General features: G+C 64.4%; 13 protein-coding genes and 2 tRNA genes. 9 read left to right on the top strand and 6 right to left on the bottom strand.

Translation table 11 applies throughout. From position 1 onward, the window contains the following. Positions 1-180: 180 nt before the first annotated feature. A complete protein-coding gene (locus tag BLQ92_RS12750; protein WP_090684829.1) occupies positions 181-1,221 on the bottom strand; it encodes an ABC transporter substrate-binding protein in 1,041 nt (346 codons plus the stop codon). Positions 1,222-1,324: 103 nt separating this feature from the next. Next, positions 1,325-2,464, bottom strand: a complete 1,140-nt coding sequence (locus BLQ92_RS12745; protein ID WP_090684828.1) for a mandelate racemase/muconate lactonizing enzyme family protein — start codon at positions 2,462-2,464, stop codon at positions 1,325-1,327. Between the two features lie 202 nt (positions 2,465-2,666). Between BLQ92_RS12745 and BLQ92_RS12740 the strand changes: the two genes are divergently transcribed. The 5 genes from BLQ92_RS12740 to BLQ92_RS39340 all read left to right on the top strand — a co-directional run bounded on the left by BLQ92_RS12740 (position 2,667) and on the right by BLQ92_RS39340 (position 9,832). Continuing rightward, positions 2,667-4,097, top strand: coding sequence for an aminotransferase-like domain-containing protein (locus BLQ92_RS12740; protein WP_090684827.1), 1,431 nt, complete (start codon positions 2,667-2,669; stop codon positions 4,095-4,097). A gap of 123 nt (positions 4,098-4,220) precedes the next feature. Beyond that, positions 4,221-5,459 (top strand): MFS transporter, encoded by a 1,239-nt coding sequence (locus BLQ92_RS12735; protein ID WP_090684826.1) that lies wholly within the window; start codon positions 4,221-4,223, stop codon positions 5,457-5,459. Positions 5,460-6,237: 778 nt separating this feature from the next. Beyond that, a complete protein-coding gene (gene poxB, locus BLQ92_RS12730; protein ID WP_090684825.1) occupies positions 6,238-7,962 on the top strand; it encodes a ubiquinone-dependent pyruvate dehydrogenase in 1,725 nt (574 codons plus the stop codon). Between the two features lie 207 nt (positions 7,963-8,169). Then, positions 8,170-9,546, top strand: a complete 1,377-nt coding sequence (locus tag BLQ92_RS12725) for an amino acid permease (protein WP_090684824.1) — start codon at positions 8,170-8,172, stop codon at positions 9,544-9,546. Between the two features lie 172 nt (positions 9,547-9,718). Further along, positions 9,719-9,832, top strand: coding sequence for a helix-turn-helix domain-containing protein (locus BLQ92_RS39340; protein ID WP_244106555.1), 114 nt, complete (start codon positions 9,719-9,721; stop codon positions 9,830-9,832). Between the two features lie 88 nt (positions 9,833-9,920). Here BLQ92_RS39340 and BLQ92_RS12720 read toward each other — a convergent pair. Together BLQ92_RS12720 and hemN are read right to left on the bottom strand one after the other, a co-directional pair. After that, positions 9,921-10,005: transfer RNA gene (locus tag BLQ92_RS12720), tRNA-Leu, on the bottom strand. A 178-nt stretch (positions 10,006-10,183) separates the two neighbouring features. After that, positions 10,184-11,569 carry an oxygen-independent coproporphyrinogen III oxidase gene (gene hemN, locus BLQ92_RS12715; protein WP_090684823.1) on the bottom strand — a complete coding sequence of 462 codons (1,386 nt, stop codon included), beginning with the start codon at positions 11,567-11,569 and terminating at the stop codon, positions 10,184-10,186. Between the two features lie 235 nt (positions 11,570-11,804). Between hemN and BLQ92_RS12710 the strand changes: the two genes are divergently transcribed. The 3 genes from BLQ92_RS12710 (at position 11,805) to BLQ92_RS12700 (ending at position 13,746) form a co-directional block, all read left to right on the top strand. Next, on the top strand, positions 11,805-12,104 hold the full coding sequence (locus tag BLQ92_RS12710; protein ID WP_425194977.1) for a YkgJ family cysteine cluster protein: 300 nt from the start codon (positions 11,805-11,807) through the stop codon (positions 12,102-12,104). Positions 12,105-12,239: 135 nt separating this feature from the next. After that, positions 12,240-12,824 carry a DUF1439 domain-containing protein gene (locus BLQ92_RS12705; protein ID WP_090684821.1) on the top strand — a complete coding sequence of 195 codons (585 nt, stop codon included), beginning with the start codon at positions 12,240-12,242 and terminating at the stop codon, positions 12,822-12,824. A gap of 85 nt (positions 12,825-12,909) precedes the next feature. Beyond that, positions 12,910-13,746 carry an undecaprenyl-diphosphate phosphatase gene (locus tag BLQ92_RS12700; protein ID WP_090684820.1) on the top strand — a complete coding sequence of 279 codons (837 nt, stop codon included), beginning with the start codon at positions 12,910-12,912 and terminating at the stop codon, positions 13,744-13,746. 82 nt (positions 13,747-13,828) lie between these two features. Here BLQ92_RS12700 and trmB read toward each other — a convergent pair whose 3' ends face one another. Together trmB and BLQ92_RS12690 are read right to left on the bottom strand one after the other, a co-directional pair. Continuing rightward, positions 13,829-14,644, bottom strand: coding sequence for a tRNA (guanosine(46)-N7)-methyltransferase TrmB (gene trmB / locus BLQ92_RS12695; protein ID WP_090684819.1), 816 nt, complete (start codon positions 14,642-14,644; stop codon positions 13,829-13,831). 180 nt (positions 14,645-14,824) lie between these two features. Further along, positions 14,825-14,898: transfer RNA gene (locus BLQ92_RS12690), tRNA-Gly, on the bottom strand. Between the two features lie 190 nt (positions 14,899-15,088). Here BLQ92_RS12690 and BLQ92_RS12685 point away from each other — a divergent pair. After that, positions 15,089-18,184 (top strand): tetratricopeptide repeat protein, encoded by a 3,096-nt coding sequence (locus BLQ92_RS12685; protein ID WP_090684818.1) that lies wholly within the window; start codon positions 15,089-15,091, stop codon positions 18,182-18,184. Positions 18,185-18,210: the final 26 nt, after the last annotated feature.

The raw sequence follows: 18,210 nt of genomic DNA, 5'->3' as shown, positions 1-18,210 counted from the left end.
ATGCTGAAGTTGTGGAAGCTGTCACCGTGCGCGGTGACGAACGACTGGACGACGTCGTTCACCCAGTCGGCAATCGACAGATGCAGGAAAAACGAATGCATGATCAAACCTCCGATGCGCGTGAACGGAAGGCGCGCCGCGTCCTCCGTTCAGCACAAAGCTTCGTGACTTCGCCGCAGATCAGGCGCCTGTGAGCGAGGCCTGGACCTTCTGGGCCACGTCGTTCGAGACCCATGGCTTCCACATTTCCGGATGGTCGTGGAGGAACTGCCTGGCCATCGTCTGACCGTCGATCTTCTTGCTGGTCATCTCGAGGATAGTCTGGTTCAGGAAGTCCATCGAGAAGCTGACCTTGCCAAAGGCCGCCATCATCTCGGGCTCGGCCTGATAGAACGGCGTCGACACACCGATCTTCAGATGCGATACCAGATACGACGAGGCACACGGCGAGCTGCTGTTGTCGGCGCGCAGCGTCTTCCAGCAATTGGCGTTGAACGGCGGCATCTTCAGTTGCACGAACTTGTACTTTGCCATCAACGCAGCCGGTTCCCAGTAGTAGAACAAGATCGGCTTGCCGCGCTGATAGGCCGACGAGATCGCCGCGTCGAGCGCCGCGCCCGTGCCGGGGCGGAAGTTCGTGTAGCTGTCGTCGAGCTTGAGCACTTTCAGCAGGCGCGAGTTGACGCGCTCGCAGTCCCAGCCGGCCGGGCAGTTCAGGAAGCGGCCTTTGCCCGGTTCTTCGTCATCCTCAAAGAGATCCTTGTACTTCGGCAGATCCGCGACCGAGGTCAGGTTCGGTGCGACCGGCTTGATGCCGCGCGCGGGGTCGCCTTTGACCACGTATTCCGGCACGTACCAGCCTTCATTGGTACCGCCCGGCAGCGTGTCGCCGACCAGCTTGACCTGGCCGTCCGCGACGCCCTTCGCGATGATCTCCGAGCGGCCGGTCCATTGTTCGCCCCAGACCTGCAGATCGTTGCGCGCGAGCGCCGTTTCGGTGGCGGCGGTGCTGCCCGGCACCGTGTCGGTCTTGCAGCCATAGCCCTTTTCGGCGATGTAGCGCAGCACTTCGGTGGTGAACGAACCGCTCTCCCACGTGACGCCGGCAAAGCGCACCGTCTTGCCGCTCGAGCACCAGGTGCCCGCGTGCGCGGCGGCCGGGAAGAGGGCGCCAGCGGCGAGCGCCACGCAAGCAGCGCGCATCCAGGGTTTGATCTGCATTGTCTGTCTCCTATGTTGGCTTGAGTTGGCGCTAAAGTGCGCTACCCAGGTTCCATGCAACATGGTTGCGTTGTTGGCCTTGATGTTTGCCTCAGCCGAGGCGTCAGGCGTAGGTACTGCGAGAACTTTGCGTGGCGGCGAGCACGGCTTCGTCGAGCGTCAGACCGAGGCCGGGCTCGTCGGACAGCGTGAGCCAGCCTTCGCTGTCGACGTCGATCGGCTGCGCCAGCATGAAATCGCGCCGTTCGATCGACCATTCCGGCGGGTCATAGGGAAACTCGATAAAGGGCGCCGAGGCGGCCCCTGCCGTCAGGTGCAGATTGGCCGCGAGGCCGATGCCGTTGCCCCAGGTGTGCGGGGTGAAGACCTTGCCGCGCGCTTCGACCGCTTGCGCGAGCTTGCGCAGCCCTTCCATGCCGAGCGAGCAGGCGACGTCCGGTTGAAACACGTCGAGGCAGTCATGCTTGAGCAACTGATCGAACTCGTAGCGCTCGCGCGTCATCTCACCGCCAGCGATGCGCAGCGTGGTGCTGCGGCGCAGTGCAGCGTAGCCGTCGTAGTCGCCGCGATGCAACGGCTCTTCCATCCAGTAGACGTCCTGCTTTTCGAGTTCGCGGGCGACTTCGAGCGCCTCGCTCACCGTCCACGGCGCGACCGTGTCCCACGGCATGCGCCAACCCTGGTTGCAGTCCACCATCAGTTCAAGCCGGTTGCCTACGGCCGCGCGCACGGCGGCGAGCGCGGTGAGATCGTCAGCGAGGCTCGGGCGGCCAAAGCGGATCTTCAGCGCCGGAAAGCCGCGCGCGGCCACCTGCAGCGCCATGTTCGCCATGTCGTCGGGATGACGGTGCACGCCGCTCGACGCGTAGGCGCGAATCCGGTTGCTGCGTCCACCCATCATCTTCCAGCAGGGTTCTCCGCGAATCTTGCCGGCCAGATCCCACAGCGCGATATCCAACGGCCACGGTCGGCCGGCGTGAAAACCAATGTTGTCGAGGACGGCGCTGTGGCGCGCGAGGTCGAGCGGGTCGGTGCCGACGAACAGGTGCTGGTAGTCCGCAAAGCCGTACATCGCGTCGCCGGAACCGATGCCCACGTGGCCTGCATCGTCGTGGACGCGCACGATGGTGGCGGGAAATTTGCGGCGCGGCTGGCTATCCCAGGAGGCTGGGAACGGCGGATCGAGCTCGAGCTGGTGGTGCGTGATGTCGATCCGGCTGATACGAGGTGTCTCACGGCTCATAGGGCGCTCCTGGGTGGATGCCGCAGTGCCGCATCGAGGCGGCACAATTGAATTCGGAATGACGCCATGCTATGGAGCCTAAACAAGCAACTCAATCGCTTCAATTAAAGTAAATGACTGCATGCAATGTCATGAGATTGAATGCGTATCATGTTAATGACACCCATGACATGCATGGAAACAAGAAGGAGACCGTCGCAAAATGGCGATGAACGCGTGGCTGCCCAGGATCGACGCGGGCGGCGATCCGAAATACCAGGTCATTGCGCGTGCTTTCGCGCAGGCGATCCTCAACGGCCAACTGCCGGCCGGCGAGAAGCTGCCGCCGCACCGGTCGCTGGCGAGCGAACTGCACGTGACCACCGGCACGATCAGCCGCGCCTATGCCGAGCTGGAGCGCCAGGGGCTCGCGAATGCACGTGTCGGCGACGGCACCTATGTGGCTCAGGCCCGCGCTCGCGAGATGTCTTCGGGCGCGGCAGCGAATGGCGTGCTGCGTCCCGGCATGCCGCCTGCTCCGGCGCTGATCGATCTCGGCCAGAACGTGCCGCAGTCGACCGGCGAGGCGGCCGCGCTGTGCGCCACGCTGCACGACATTGCCAACGACGAACGCCTCGCCGCCGAACTGCTGCAATACGCGCCGGAAGCGGGCTCGATGCGGCACCGGCTGGCGGGCGCGGCGTGGCTCGGCCGCGCCGGCAGTCCGGCGAGCGCGTCACGTGTGCTGGTGACACAAGGGGCGCAGCACGCGCTGGCGTCGGTGCTGCGCGCCGTCGCGCGGCCGGGCGACACGGTGCTGGCCGAAGTCGTCAGCTATCCCGGGATCATTGCGCTCGCGCGGCAACTGCGGCTGCACCTGGTGGGCGTCGAGATCGACGCGGAGGGGCTGGTGCCCGCCGCGCTCGAACTGGCCTGCAAGTCGCTGCATCCGCGCGCCATCTTCTGCGTGCCGACCATCCACAATCCGACCACCGCAACCATGTCGGACGAGCGGCGCGACGCTGTCGCCGCGATCCTGCAGCGGCATGGCGTGCTGCTGATCGAAGACCTCGTGCCGGCCATGCTGCTGGAAGCGCCGCCTGAGCCGCTCGCCACGCGTCTGCCGGAGCAGTCGTTTCTGATCGCGGGATTGTCGAAATCGGTCGCGCCGGGGCTGCGGGTTGGGTATCTGCAGGCGCCGCCCGCATGGTGTTCCAAGATTGCCGCGGTGATTCGCAGCGATTGCTGGATGACCGCGCCGTTGATGGCCGAAGTGGTGTCGCGCTGGATCGAGAACGGCGAGATGGAGCGGCTGAACGGCTTGCAGCGCGCGCACATCGAAACGCAGCATGAGGTGGCGAGCGAGGTGCTCCGGGGCGTGACCTATCGGCATGCAGCGACCAGTTCGCATCTGTGGCTGCCGCTGCCCGAACCGTGGCGTGCCGCGGAATTTGCGGCGGCGCTGCGTCAGGAGGGCGTGCTCGTCAAGACGGCGGATAGCTTCGTGATTGGCCGTAACGCCGCTCCACATGCGATTCGTGTGTGCATGACCGGTGCGCCGTCGCTTGAAGCGCTGACGCGCGGGCTGTCGATTATTCGCACAACGCTCGATCATGGGCTTGAAAGCGGCATGGCTTCGTCGTATGCGCCCTGATCGACGCAAGCGCCCTTGGCGACTCAGCACCACGATTACCTCACACCAATAACAGCGCAAGAAGCGGAGCGTACCGTCCGCCTGAAACGACGACGATGACCTCACAATGCCAGGAGGTCATCGATGCGTTTGCCAATCCCACAATCCACCGTCAGACTGCCGGCCGCGTTCCAGCGGCTCGGGTGGTCGAATCTGGTTGCACAGTCCGCCGAGCAGATCAGCCTTGCTGCCGCACCGCTTGTCGCCGTGTTCGCGCTAGGCGCGAGCGCGCATGAAACCGGCTTGCTGCAGACGGCGCAGACGCTGCCGTTTTTGCTGCTGTCGATTCCGTTCGGCGTCTGGGCCGACCGCCGTTCGCGGCGAACCTTGATGGCACTCGCCGAAGGCATGCGTGTGATCGCGATGCTGGGCGTGTTACTGCTGATCGTGACGCACGGCTTGACCTTGCCATGGCTTGCTGCGCTCGGCTGTCTCGGCGCGACGGGCACGGTGGCTTATAACGTGGCGGCGCCGTCGCTGGTGCCATCGCTGGTGCCGCGCGAGTCGTTCGCGGTTGCGAATGGACGGCTCGAACTGGCGCGCAGCGCCGCGTATTCGGCGGGGCCGGCGCTCGGCGGCATGCTGGTGGGCTGGATCGGCGCGGGCTGGGCGTATGGCTGCGCGGCCGGCTTGTCGGCGTTGGCGGTCGCGTTGCTGGCAGGGCTGCGTGAGCCGCCGCGTGCGCAGACAGGGCAGCGCCACTTCTTGCGTGAACTGCGTGACGGTGCCCGCTTCGTGCTGCGCGATGCCTTGTTGCGTCCGATGATCGCTACCGCGGTGTTTTTCAATCTAGGCTTCTTTATGTTGCAGGCGGTGTATGTGCCGTACGCGGTGCACCGGCTTGGGCTGACGGCCTCGGCAGTGGGCGTGACGCTCGGCGCGTATGGCGTCGGCATGGTGTGCGGCGCGCTGGCGGCGCCTTCGGTAGCGGAGCGGCTCAGATTTGGCCGCGTGCTGACCATAGGGCCGTTTTGCGGGTTGCTCGCTTCGCTGGTGATGGTGGCCACGCTGATCGTGCCGTCGCTCTGGTTGGCAATGCTAAGTTTCTTTTTGCTCGGGGTGGGGCCGATTCTCTGGGTGGTCGGATCGACTACCTTGCGGCAGGCAATTACGCCTGACGGGATGATAGGGCGTGTTTCGGCTATCAATGGCACGGCGACGTATGGGGCGCGGCCGCTTGGAGCGCTGTTGGGGGCTGGGATTAGTGGGCACTGGGGCGTGGATGTTTGTCTCGTGGCGGCGGCAGGTGCGTTTCTCGTGCAGGCGCTGGTCATCGTGGGGTCGCCGGCGGCGCGGCTTGAGGGGGTGCCGGAGGGGGGGTAGGGTTTGTGGTTCTGTTTTTTTGCCTGCGCGGCGCTTGGTGTTGTTGTGGTGTTGGCCTTTCCTTGATTTGTTAGTGGTCTATTGGCGTTGCCCCTGTGCGGGGCGGCACCTACTTTTCTTTGTCCCCCCAGGGGACTTCCTTCGGGGTGCCGGCCGCAAAGAAAAGTAGGCAAAGAAAGCGGGCTCACACCGCCAGCTTGTAGGTGTCCGCCTCTCGCGTGAACACGAAGTGGTCCGAAGACGAGATGTGCTTTCGCACCGCCCACCTTCGTGACAAGGCATTCATCCGTTCCAGCGTTGCGCTTCGCGCCCCGCCGCCGGGCATAACACCCTCCCACAGTTATGTAGGCATTCTAACTATCTAGGCTTGCCGGCATTCCCGTGCATACCCATCCGCAACGCACGCAGTGCGGAGTGGGGTGGATGAGCGCTGTGCCACTAACGTGGAAAATGCGAGGGCGGGTCTCGTCTTCGGACCACTTTGGGTTAACCTAAGTGATGGACACCTAAGAGCTAGCGGTTGTCAGCCCGCTTTCTTTGCCTACTTTCTTTGCGGCCGGCGCCCCGAAGGAAGTCCCCTGGGGGGGCAAAGAAAGTAGGTGCCGCCCCGCACAGGGGCAACGCCAATAGACCACTAACAAAACAAGGAAAGGCCAACACCGCAGACAAACCACCAAAGCGCCGCGCAGGCAAAACCCCACAAATCCGCTACCTGTACGACAATACCCCCTCGACTGTCATCTCCCTTGAGCGTCTCACTAACGTTGCGGAGCAGACCATGAGCAAACAGACCATCGCGGACTTCCTTGCAAAAACGCTGCACGCAGCCGGGGTCGAACGTATCTGGGGCGTGACCGGCGACAGCCTGAACGGCCTATCCGATAGCCTCTATCGTCTCGGCTCCATCCGCTGGATGCACACCCGCCACGAAGAAGTCGCCGCCTTCGCTGCAGGCGCAGAAGCCGCCGCCACCGGCAAGCTAGCCGTCTGCGCGGGCAGTTGCGGCCCCGGCAACCTGCACCTGATTAACGGACTGTACGACTGCCACCGTAATCATCAACCGGTGCTCGCCATCGCGGCACATATTCCATCATCCGAAATCGGCCTCGGCTACTTCCAGGAAACGCATCCGCAGGAGTTGTTCAAGGAGTGCAGCCACTACGTCGAACTGGTGACGAACCCATCGCAGTTCCCGCGCGTACTGGCCACCGCGATGCACACGGCGATCGAGCAGCAGGGCGTCGCAGTGATCGTCTTGCCAGGCGACGTCGCGCTCGGCGAGGCGCCCGACGAAGTGCCCGCGTGGGCCGGCACGCTGGAGCGCGCCACCCTGCTGCCCGCCGCTGCGGATATTGATAGACTGGCCGATCTGCTCAACCAGTCCGAAGGCGTCACGCTGCTGTGCGGCAGTGGCTGCGCGGGCGCACACGACGAAGTGGTCGCGCTTGCAGACGCGCTCGGCGCACCGACCGTACACGCGTTGCGCGGCAAGCAGTACGTGGAATGGGACAACCCGTACGACGTCGGCATGACGGGACTGATCGGCTTCAGCTCCGGCTACTACGCGATGATGTCATCCGACACGCTGGTGATGCTCGGCACCGATTTCCCCTATCGCAACTTTTATCCGTCGCACGGCAATATCGTGCAGATCGATCGCCGCGGCAGTGCGCTCGGCAAGCGCGCACCCTTGAAGATGGGACTGGTCGGCGACATCAAGCCCACCTTGCAGGCGCTGTTGCCGAAGCTCACCCGCAAGACCGACCGCGACTTTATCGAACGCGCCCGCACCCATTACTTTGCTGCACGCCTCACCCTCGACGATTTCGCGCGCCCGTCGGATCCGGGCAAGCCGATCCATCCGCAATACCTGACGAGCATCGTCGATGAAGTGGCCGACGAGGATGCGGTGTTTGCCGTCGATGTCGGCACGCCCACGCTGTGGGCCGCGCGCTACCTGACGATGAACGGCAAGCGCACTTTGCACGGCTCGTTCAATCACGGCTCGATGGCGAATGCGATGCCGCAGGCGCTGGGCGCGAAAGCGGCGCAGCCGCACCGTCAGGTGATCTCGCTATCCGGCGACGGCGGGTTGTCGATGCTGCTTGGCGATCTGCTGACCGCGCGCCAACTCGAGCTGCCGATCAAAGTGGTCGTGTACAACAACAGTTCACTCGGCTTTGTCGCGATGGAGATGAAAGCCGGCGGCTACCTCGATAGCGGGACCGACCTCAGTGCGACCGATTTCGCAGCGATTGCTCAAGGGGCTGGAATTTACAGCATACGTGTGGAGGATTCCGAAGCAATCCGCGACGCCTTGCGCGATGCGTTCGCGCATCCTGGTCCAGCGGTGATCGACGTCGTCACGGCGAAGCACGAACTCGCGATGCCGCCGAAGATTCAATGGGCGCAAGCGAAGGGCTTCAGCCTGTACATGTTGCGCGCAGTGCTGAGTGGCCGCGGCGACGAAGTGGTGGAACTGGCGAATACCAATCTGCGTTAGCCCAGGCTGTAACGACGCATCGCAGTTCGCATGCTGGCTGTTGCAAGTCAATCACCATGCATAAGCGGTGCGCCGACTGGAAGGAGGGCTGCGTCACGGGTTCCTCCCAGTATGTGGGTCATGTCGGACAGGCTAAAATCTTTGGTTTTGCCAGGTCAAATCACAAGTTTGTCCGGCTGATCGACATCCATAAAGTGGGGCGCAATTTTGAATAGTCCACAGCAGCAAGACGGCCTGAAGCGCGGGCTCAAGAACCGTCACATCCAGCTGATCGCGCTGGGCGGGGCGATCGGCACCGGCTTGTTCCTCGGGTCGGCGAGCGTGTTGCAGGCGGCTGGACCGTCGATGATTCTCGGCTATGCGATTGGCGGCATCATCGCGTTCATGATCATGCGGCAACTTGGCGAGATGGTCGCGCAAGAGCCGGTGGCCGGTTCGTTCAGCCACTTCGCCTACAAGTACTGGGGCGATTTCCCGGGCTTCCTGTCGGGCTGGAATTACTGGGTCCTCTACGTGCTGGTCAGCATGGCCGAGTTGACGGCTGTCGGTACTTACGTGCATTTCTGGTGGCCGAGCGTTCCCACCTGGGTGTCGGCATTGGTGTGCTTTGTGGGCATCAACGCGATCAACCTGGCCAATGTGAAGGCCTACGGCGAGACCGAGTTCTGGTTCGCGATCATCAAGGTGGTGGCGGTGATCGGCATGATCCTGTTCGGCGGCTATCTGCTGATCAGCGGTCACGGCGGTCCGCAGGCGTCGATTACGAATCTCTGGGCCGACGGCGGCTTCTTCCCGCATGGTTTTCATGGCCTCTTCATGATGCTGGCCGTGATCATGTTTTCATTCGGCGGTCTGGAACTGATCGGCATTACGGCGGCCGAGGCGGACGAGCCGCGCAAGAGCATTCCGAAAGCGGTGAATCAGGTGATCTACCGGATTCTGCTGTTCTACATCCTCTCGCTGGTGGTGCTGCTGTCGCTGTATCCGTGGAATCAGGTGGCGGCTGGCGGCAGTCCGTTCGTGATGATCTTCTCGCAGATCGGCTCCACGCTCACCGCGAATATCCTCAACGTCGTGGTGTTGACTGCGGCGCTGTCGGTCTATAACAGCGGTGTGTATGCGAATAGCCGCATGCTGTACGGCCTGGCGGAGCAGGGTAATGCGCCGCGCGCGCTGATGAAGGTAGATCGCCGTGGTGTGCCGTATCTGGCGATTGGCTTGTCGGCGCTGGCGACGTTCACCTGCGTGATCATCAACTATCTGATTCCGGCCGAAGCGCTCGGCATGCTGATGGCGCTGGTGGTGGCCGCGCTGGTGTTGAACTGGGCGCTGATCAGTCTCACGCATCTGAAGTCGCGCAAGGCGATGGTGCAGGCAGGGGAGACGTTGGTGTTCAAATCGTTCTGGTTCCCGGTCAGCAACTGGATCTGCCTCGCGTTCATGGCGCTGATTCTGGTGATTCTGGCGATGACGCCGGGCTTGTCGGTCTCCGTCTGGCTGGTGCCGGTGTGGTTGGTGGCGATGTGGGTGGGGTATATGGTGAAGCGCCGGCGCGCAGGGGCGATTGTGCCCGCCACTCGCTAACGGGCCCGCAGGCCTTAGCGAAACGTATTGCGAATGATGGATCGAGCCGGGCTCACAGGAATGTGGGCCCGGCTTTGTTTTTGGAGGTTGGTCACTCGCTGTAGCGGGGTGCTGCTGAAGCCGCGTAGCATCCCGGCCCTGTCATATCGTCAGCACGGCGCGGAACTGTTAAGTGTTTCTTGCGCGGACGTCTGGATGGGCGCGCTTCGCCTATAACCACATGCCCCGGCAGCGCTCCGATGCATGGAATGAGCGGAGGGAAGCTGCCGTTGAGATGGCTACGTAACCCGGTGAGATCGCTAGAAACAGAAACCCCCGCAGGCATGAGGCTCTTGCGGGGTTCTGAGGGTGTGAGACTGTGCGAAACGATTTACTGGTGCCCAGGGCCGGACTCGAACCGGCACGCCTTGCGGCGGGGGATTTTGAGTCCCCTGCGTCTACCTGTTTCACCACCTGGGCTTGTCTTGCGACACGCGCGCATAAGAGCTGCGCGCGGCGGGAAACGCAGATTATGGCCGAAAACGTCGCGCTGGGCAAGTTACCCTAACAACCGTCCGCTTTAGAGCGGGGGACACGCCGCGCGGGCCGCGTACCGCCAATCCGGCGGCCGTCTGCCCCGCTCTCAGCCGCAAAGCCCTCAAACCGTCCGCGAAAACCGCTCCATGGTCTGCTGGCCGAGATACCGGTCGAACACCATCGCGATGTTGCGCACCAGCATGCGCCCGGCCATCAGGACTTCGAGCTTGCCGCCTTTGATCGATACCAGCCCGTCTTCCTCGAAACTGCGCAGGCGCTCGAGCTCCGCTGCGAAGGTATTGGCGAAGCGGATGCCGTAAGCCGCCTCGAATTCGTCGAAGCGCAGTTCGAGGTTGCACATCAGCTCAGTGATGACGTCGCGGCGCAGCCGATCATCAGCGGTCAGGCGCACGCCGCGAGTGATCGCCAGGCGCCCGGCATCGATGGCGGCGCCATAGCCCGATAGATCCTTGGCATTCTGCGCATACACATCGCCGACCTTGCCGATCGACGACGCCCCAAAGCCGATCAGGTCGCATTCCGCACGCGTGCTATAGCCCTGGAAATTGCGATGCAAGCTGCGTTGAGCCTGGGCGCGCGCCAGTTCGTCGGTGGGCAGCGCAAAGTGATCCATGCCGATATACACATATCCGGCGCTAGTCAGCCGCTCAACCACCAGCCTCAGAATCGCGAGGCGCACCGCAGGCGAGGGCAGCGCCGTGGCGTCCATCTGGCGCTGCATCTTGAACAGCTGCGGCATGTGCGCATAGCCGAACACCGAAAGCCGGTCAGGCGCGAGCGCCAGCATGGTGTCGAGCGTCCGGCTGAAGCTGTCGACCGTTTGATGCGGCAGCCCGTAGATCAGATCGACGCCAATCGAATGAAAGCCCGTCGCACGTGCTGCGCGCATCACCGAGGCGGTCATCTCCAGCGGCTGAATCCGGTTGATTGCCTGCTGAACCAGCGGATCGAAGTCCTGCACGCCAAGACTCAAGCGATTGAAGCCGAGATTGCGCAGATGGACGACGGTCTTGGCAGAGGCTTCGCGCGGGTCGACTTCGATTGAAAACTCGCCCTCCGAATCGGGACTCAGCTTGAATTGCTGGCGCGTCGCCGTCATCAGTTCGGCCATTTCGTCGTGCGAGAGGAAGGTGGGGGTGCCACCGCCCCAGTGCAACTGGGAGACCGGCTGCGCAGTGTCGAAGCGGGCCGCCTGCAAGGCGAGCTCGCGCTTGAGCCGCTCGAGGTAGGGCCGGGCATGCGCGCGGTTCTTCGTCGCGATCTTGTTGCAGCCGCAGTAGAAGCAGACGGTGTCGCAGAACGGAATGTGGAAGTACAGCGAGAGGTCCGTCGCCGCGGCGCCTGGATCGGCTGCGGCGCGCAGATAATCGGCCTGGTCGAAATCGTCGCGGAACTGAAGGGCGGTCGGATAGGACGTATACCGTGGGCCGTTCGCGCTGTATTTGGCGAGCAGGTCGGGGCGGAAGAGGGTATCGGCGATGGTCATGGGCGGCTCGGTGGACGCCACGCCGGGAAGTGCGGAGAGACCTGCGGGTCGGCTGGACCGGATGGAGCGGGGCAGGCGCCTCTTGAGCGTGGCCTTGCGTATCTGGCCAGTTTACGTGAGCGCTTGGGGCCTGCATTGTGTAAAAAGGTCGCACGCGGAGCAATGGCACAATGCGGGGTTGGCGTGCCGCAGGGGCGCTGTCAGCGACCGTTGGGGTGTGTTCAGGAAGAATGTGGTGACTGTCGAATCTCTGTTTCATGTAGCGGGTCACGCCTGCCGCCCCGACTGCGGTGCGTGCTGTATCGCGCCGTCGATCTCGAGTCCGATTCCCGGCATGCCGTACGGCAAGCCGGCGGGTGTGCGTTGTGTGCAGCTCGGCGACGATCTGCGTTGCGCGATCTTCGGCCAGCCCGAGCGGCCGGCGTGCTGTTCCGGCCTGCAACCGCAGGTCGAAATGTGTGGCACGACGCGCACCGAGGCGTTGGCCTGGCTGACCCAGCTCGAAACGCAGACTCAGCCCACAGCGCACACTTGAGCGCACTGATTGTGTCCACGCGCCTAACCACACCATGGTCCGATCCCCGCCATGGGGTTGTTTCACTCGCAACTACGTTGCATGGGACCAGAGTAACGCGCTAAAGCGCGAACTCTGGTCGACAGGAGAAGCTGCATGACCCAACCCGTCGCGCCGACCCGGCGCCGCTTTCTGCTCGCGGCCAGTGCTGCCGTGGGCATCACGGTGTCGCTGGCAGCTTGCGCGGCGTCGACCTTCCCGTTCATCCCGTCGCACTACACGTTCTCGCAGCAGCAGGTGCAGGACGCCGTGCAGCGCAAGTTCCCTTATCAGCGGACCATCTCGCAGGTGTTCCAGGTGGCGCTTACCAACCCGGTGGTCGGCTTCCTGCCGGATACCAACCGTGTCTCCGTGCGACTCGACGCGCACCTTGCCAGCCCGTTCCTGCAGCAGCCGGTGGACGGCGTGTTCACGCTGTCGAGCGAACTGGCCTACGACGCCGCCAGCCGCTCCGTGGTCCTGAAGTCGCCCAACGTGGACAGCGTCAACGTCAGTGGTGGCGCGCAGGCCTACACGCAGCAGATCAACGCTGCCGCGGCGCTGCTGGCGACCCAACTGCTGACCAACTATCCGATTTACACCTTCAAGCCCGAGCAACTGCAATTCGCAGGCGTGAACTACGAACCCGGTACAATTACAATCCTTACAAACGGCATACGCGTGCAGATCGTCGAGAAATGACGCTCGCGCGGCCGGCAGGGCCGCGTGTTGCTGCTTGTTACCGCTCCATCGGCCCTGATCGACAACCTGGCGATGAGGGGCATGGATGGACTGGTTACTGGCTGGCAAGGCGTTGATACTCGGGGTCGTCGAAGGGCTGACCGAATTTTTGCCGGTCTCGAGCACCGGTCATCTGATCGTCGCGGGCAGCCTGCTCGATTTCACCGGCGAACACGCCAAGACCTTCGACGTAGTGATCCAACTGGGTGCGATCCTGGCCGTGTGCTGGGAGTATCGCCGGCGCATCGGTTCGGTCCTGACCGGATTGCCGGCGCGGCCCGATGCGCGGCGTTTTGCGCTCAACGTGGTGATCGCGACCATTCCGGCGGTCGTACTGGGCTTGTTGTTCGAAGCGACGATCAAGTCCGCCCTGTTTGCGCCGGTGCCGGTGGCGTTCGCACTGGTGGTGGGCGGCGTGGTGATCCTGTGGGCCGAAGCACGGCAGCGGGCACGCGGCGCCGTGCCGCCGCGCGTGCAGTCGGTCGACGCGCTGAGTCCGCTCGATGCGCTCAAGGTCGGCCTCGCGCAATGCTTTGCGTTGATTCCGGGCATGTCGCGCTCGGGCTCGACAATCATCGGCGGCATGCTGTTCGGCCTCGAGCGGCGTGTGGCCACCGAGTTTTCCTTTTTCCTCGCCATGCCGATCATTTTCGGCGCGACGGCCTACGAGTTGCTCAAGAGCTGGCATCTGCTCTCGGCGGATGCGCTGGGGATGTTCACGCTCGGTTTCGTGGCTGCGTTCGTCAGTGCATTCGCATGCGTGCGCTGGCTGCTGCGCTACATTGCGGCGCATGATTTCACCGCGTTTGCGTGGTATCGGATCGGGTTCGGTCTGCTGATCTTGATCGTGGGCTACAGCGATGGTCTGAACTGGTCGGAGTGACTGTTTCGTTCTTGCTCTGAAAGCAAAAAGGTCCGCGTCGGTGCGGACCTTTTTGCGTCTGAAGCTAGCGACGGCGCAAAGCTTAGCTGCCGTTACGCCGCTTGAACACCAGATCCCACACGCCATGACCGAGCTTCAGCCCGCGGCGTTCGAATTTCGTCACCGGACGATATTCCGGGCGCGGCGCATAGCCGTCGGCCGTGTTTTCCAGCGCAGCTTCGGCGCCCAGCACTTCGAGCATCTGCTCGGCGTAGTTCTGCCAGTCGGTCGCGCAGTGCAGATACGCACCCGGTTTCAGGCGCGAGACGAGCAGCGCGACGAACTTTGGTTGAATCAGGCGGCGCTTGTGATGCCGCGCCTTGTGCCACGGATCGGGGAAGAAAATGTGCACGCCGTCCAGACTCTGCGGCGCGATCATCTGTTCGAGCACTTCGACTGCATCGTGCTGAATGATGCGGATGTTCGACAATTGCTGTTCGCCCATCAGCTTGAGCAGCGCACCGACGCCCGGCTCGTGGACTTCGACACCGAGAAAGTCGTCGTTGGGACGATGCGCCGCGATTTCGGCGGTCGTCGCGCCCATGCCGAAGCCGATTTCCAGAATGCGCGCGGCATGGCGGCCAAATACGGCGTCCCAGTCGGGCTGCTGCGGCGCGTAAGGCATAACGAAGCGCGGACCGAATTCGTCCATCGCACGGCGCTGGCCGGTCGAAACCCGGCCGGCGCGCGTGACGAAGCTGCGGATGCGGCGCAGGCGCAGCGCTTCTTTCGAATCGCCCGAGTCCGCTGCTTCGCCGTCAGTGACATCGTCGCGGGCGGTGGACGGTTCGTGGTTCGCGTCGTCGGCGGTCTGGGGAAGCTCGCCCGGCTGGCCGGCTTGGTTCGGATCGTGGATCATCGTCGATAGCTACAAATGGTAGCGAAATGGTAGCGGCAAGGTGAGGGCGGTAGGGGCGGCGCTGCGTGCACCGGAAAGCGCGACTGCATCGACCGCCGCAAGTTACCGCCGTCAGTACGAAAAAGCCGCCTTCGTAGAGGCGGCTCTCGTGCTGGATTTCCGCTGAGGGTCAGCTGAATGTGGAGCGGGCGATGGGAATCGAACCCACGGCTCTAGCTTGGGAAGCTAGGGTATTACCATTATACGACGCCCGCAGAACGCGCTATTTTACGCGGGATTGGGCGATTTAGGCAAACACGGCGGTCCTCGCCCCGCCAATCCCGCCAAGCGCCTTACCCATGATTGCAACCCATCAAGTTTCCCAGCCGTTTGCCGATACTCTTGAGTTGGCACTGAACCGTGTGCCGGCTACCGTCCACACGGGCCCCCCTTCCACGAGATCGAATGAACCACCTTATCGGCCACCTTACCGGCCGCCCGCGCGGCCTGCCGCTGCGCCGTCCCGCGTTGCGCCGCCTGTGCGCCGTCCTCGCGCTTGCCGTCCCGGCACTCTCGCCGTGGGACGCCAGCGCGATGCCCGCTGCCGCAACTGCAGCCAGTGCGACCTGGCTGGTATCCACCGCGCCTGCCGCACCATCGGTGACACGGCGTGCGCCGCTCGCCGTCTTTAGCGATCCGACCACGCCGTGCGCGCTCTCGAGCACCGTTGCATCGTGGGCGGTCTCGCCGCTTACCAAACCGGCCCAGCAGTTCGCTACGTGCGCTGCCGAAGCGGCCACTGGCCGTCTCGATGCGCGTGCACTGTATGCCCAGATGGTGCTGTTCGGTTACGGCACGCGGCCGGACACCGACCGGGGCATCGCGCTGCTCCAGGACGCGGCACGCGACGGCTCGCTGGTTGCGGCCCGGCTGCTCGGCTCGCTCTATCAGCAGGGTTTGCGCGTGCCGCACGATGACGCAGCCGCGCGCCGCTGGTATGCGCTGGCGGCCGACGGCGGCGACGGGTTCGCAGCCGACGCGCTCGGGCTGATGACCTACAGCGGCGCCGGCGCGCCTGCCGACAACGCGGCGGCCTACGCGTTATTCGCGCGGGCAGCCGAACACGGCGACCCGCACGGCGCGGCCAACGCTGGCCGTCTGATGATGAACGGCCAAGGTGTTCCGCGCGACGCGGCGGGCGCAGTCGTATGGTTCACGCGCAGCGCAGTGGGCGGCGATGCGGACGGCGAGTTCATGCTCGGCTTCGCGTTGCTGCAAGGCAAAGGTGTGGCCCGGGACGTCCAGAAGGGCAGTGCGTGGGTGAGCGCGGCAGCCGCTCAGCATCTGCCGGCCGCACAGGCCATGCTAGGCGATCTCTATCTGAGCGGCTTGACTGGCACCGGCCTGTCGCACGATCCAGGCCGCGGTTTCGCGCTGATGTCGAGCGCGGCGCACGTTGGCGTGACCTACGCGCAGCGCCGTCTCGGCGATCTGTACGCCAACGGCACCGGCGTCGCGCGCAACGACGCAATCGCCCGGGCCTGGTATCGCAAGGCCGCGCTCGAAGGCGATCCGTTCGCGCAGTTCGGCCTCGCCTTCGAGTATCGCAACGCTCGCGGCGGCCCGGCCGATCCGGCCGCGGCGATCGGCTGGATGCGCGGCGCCGCCGACGCCGGTGTGGCCGCTGCGCAGAACGATCTGGGCACGATGCTGCAGCATGGCGAGGGCGAGCCGCAGAACTACGTCGAGGCGCGATCGTGGTACCAGAAGGCGGCGGCGCAGGGACTCGGAGTCGCGTATTTCAACCTTGCCTCACTGTCCCTCAACGGTATGGGGACGCCGCGAGATCATGCCGCTGCATATCGGCTCGCCCGCGAAGGGGCGCAGCGCGGTAACGTCCAAGCCATCATGATGGTGGGCAGCCTGCTGTTCAACGGCGATGGCGTGGCGGCGGACAAGACCCAGGCCATCGCCTGGTATCGCAAGGCGGCCGATCTCGGCAACGCCGAAGCGGCACGCGCAACCGGCGCGCAGTACTTGAACGGCATAAACGTGCCGCGCGACGTCACGGTTGGCGAACAGTATCTTGGACGTGCCGCTCAAGCCGGCGATCCGCAGGCGCAGATTCTGCTCGGCGCCCATCTGCTCGATCGCAAGCATGCAGGAGACCGCGAAGCGGGAACTGCGTGGATCCTGAAGGCCGCCGCGCAGCACTACGCCCCGGCGTATCTGCTGCTGGGCCGGCTCTATTGGAACGGCTCCGGCGTGGCGGTCGATCAGCACGCCGCACTCGACTGGTACACACGCGGCGCGCAAGCGAACAATCCGGCTTCGCAACTCGCGCTGTGTGCCGCTTACCTGGGCGGCCTTGGCGTGCCCCGCGACAACGCGGTCGCGTTGCGCTGGTGCACAGCCGCCGCGCGCGGCGGCGATCTCCAGGCCATGCGTCTGCTCGCTAGCCTCCCGCAGCTCAGCGGACCGGATGCGAGCGCCCGCGCCTACTGGATGTGGCGTCTTGCGAGCCGCGGCGAAGCCAGGTACGAGTCGATGCTGGGCGATGCCTACGATCTGGGCAACGGCGTCCCCGTGGACTACGGCGCGGCGGTTTATTGGTTCCACAAGGCCGCGGAGCAGGGCGACGTTCCGGCGCAAGAGTCGCTGGCGTGGCATCTGCTCACTGGGCTTGGCGGCGAGCGGGATGAACGTCAGGCATTCGATTGGGCCACGCACGCTGCCAATGGCGGGGCACCCGGCAAGGAACTGCTTGGCCTCGCTTATCTGTCCGGACGCGGCGTCGCTCCAGATGCGGCGGCGAGCCGCGGCTGGTTCGAGAAAGCCGTGGCCGGCGGCGCGAGTTCGGCCGGTAGCGACCTCGCACGGTTCTATGAATTGGGCGCTGGCGTGCCGCGTGACGATCGGGTTGCGCTTGGCTGGCACCGCCAGGCTGCGGCGAAGGGGACCGACGCGTCGGAGATTGCGCTGGCGCTCAGGGCGCTGGCCGACGGCGACCTGCACAGTCTGAGTAGCAGCGAGCGCCGTTGGTTGCTGGAAGATCCGCTGCCTGGCACAACGGGCGAGGACGGCGGCGCGGCCGGTATGGTCCGCACGAGTGTGAGCGAAACGACCATCCTCACCGTTAACGAGGTGGCGCGCGCAGAGGCCAAGCCTGCGGTGAGCGCGGCTGCAAACCCGGCTGCAAGCCCAGCAGCGGCCGCACGAACGGAATGGAAGGCGCTGTCGTGCCTGAACGAGGCATTGATGGGCGATGCGCTCAAGCAATACGAACTCGGCATTCGCTATCTGAGCGGCGACGGCATCATGCTCGACCGCGCGCTGGGCGACGCATGGCTCAAACGGGCGCTCGCGAGCTTCGCGGCCGAGCCCGGGTTCCGCGTCTACGCGCAAGGTACGCGGAGCGTCGAAGCGCGGGTCGCGGCGCACCTGAGCGACGACGAGCGTGAGCGCGCGCAACGCCTCGCGGATCACCTGCTGGCGACTGTGCCGGGCAGCCTGGCGGCGGGCGCATCGTCAGGATCGGTCACGGCGGCCACCGCGCCGTAATACGCGGCTCTCGCTAGACGGCGGCG

Origin of the sequence: Paraburkholderia phenazinium, assembly GCF_900100735.1 — a bacterium.
Classification (GTDB): Bacteria; Pseudomonadota; Gammaproteobacteria; order Burkholderiales; family Burkholderiaceae; genus Paraburkholderia; species Paraburkholderia phenazinia.
Note: the sequence above shows the minus strand (reverse complement) of the source record. Positions and strands in the feature narration are given on the sequence as shown.

Excerpts from the sequence above, each read along its gene's own strand:
- BLQ92_RS12750 (WP_090684829.1), bottom strand. The coding sequence starts at position 1,221 with ATGCAGATCAAACCCTGGATGCGCGCTGCTTGCGTGGCGCTCGCCGCT.
- BLQ92_RS12745 (WP_090684828.1), bottom strand. The coding sequence starts at position 2,464 with ATGAGCCGTGAGACACCTCGTATCAGCCGGATCGACATCACGCACCAC.
- BLQ92_RS12740 (WP_090684827.1), top strand. The coding sequence starts at position 2,667 with ATGGCGATGAACGCGTGGCTGCCCAGGATCGACGCGGGCGGCGATCCG.
- BLQ92_RS12735 (WP_090684826.1), top strand. The coding sequence starts at position 4,221 with ATGCGTTTGCCAATCCCACAATCCACCGTCAGACTGCCGGCCGCGTTC.
- poxB (WP_090684825.1), top strand. The coding sequence starts at position 6,238 with ATGAGCAAACAGACCATCGCGGACTTCCTTGCAAAAACGCTGCACGCA.
- hemN (WP_090684823.1), bottom strand. The coding sequence starts at position 11,569 with ATGACCATCGCCGATACCCTCTTCCGCCCCGACCTGCTCGCCAAATAC.
- BLQ92_RS12705 (WP_090684821.1), top strand. The coding sequence starts at position 12,240 with ATGACCCAACCCGTCGCGCCGACCCGGCGCCGCTTTCTGCTCGCGGCC.
- BLQ92_RS12700 (WP_090684820.1), top strand. The coding sequence starts at position 12,910 with ATGGACTGGTTACTGGCTGGCAAGGCGTTGATACTCGGGGTCGTCGAA.
- trmB (WP_090684819.1), bottom strand. The coding sequence starts at position 14,644 with ATGATCCACGATCCGAACCAAGCCGGCCAGCCGGGCGAGCTTCCCCAG.
- BLQ92_RS12685 (WP_090684818.1), top strand. The coding sequence starts at position 15,089 with ATGAACCACCTTATCGGCCACCTTACCGGCCGCCCGCGCGGCCTGCCG.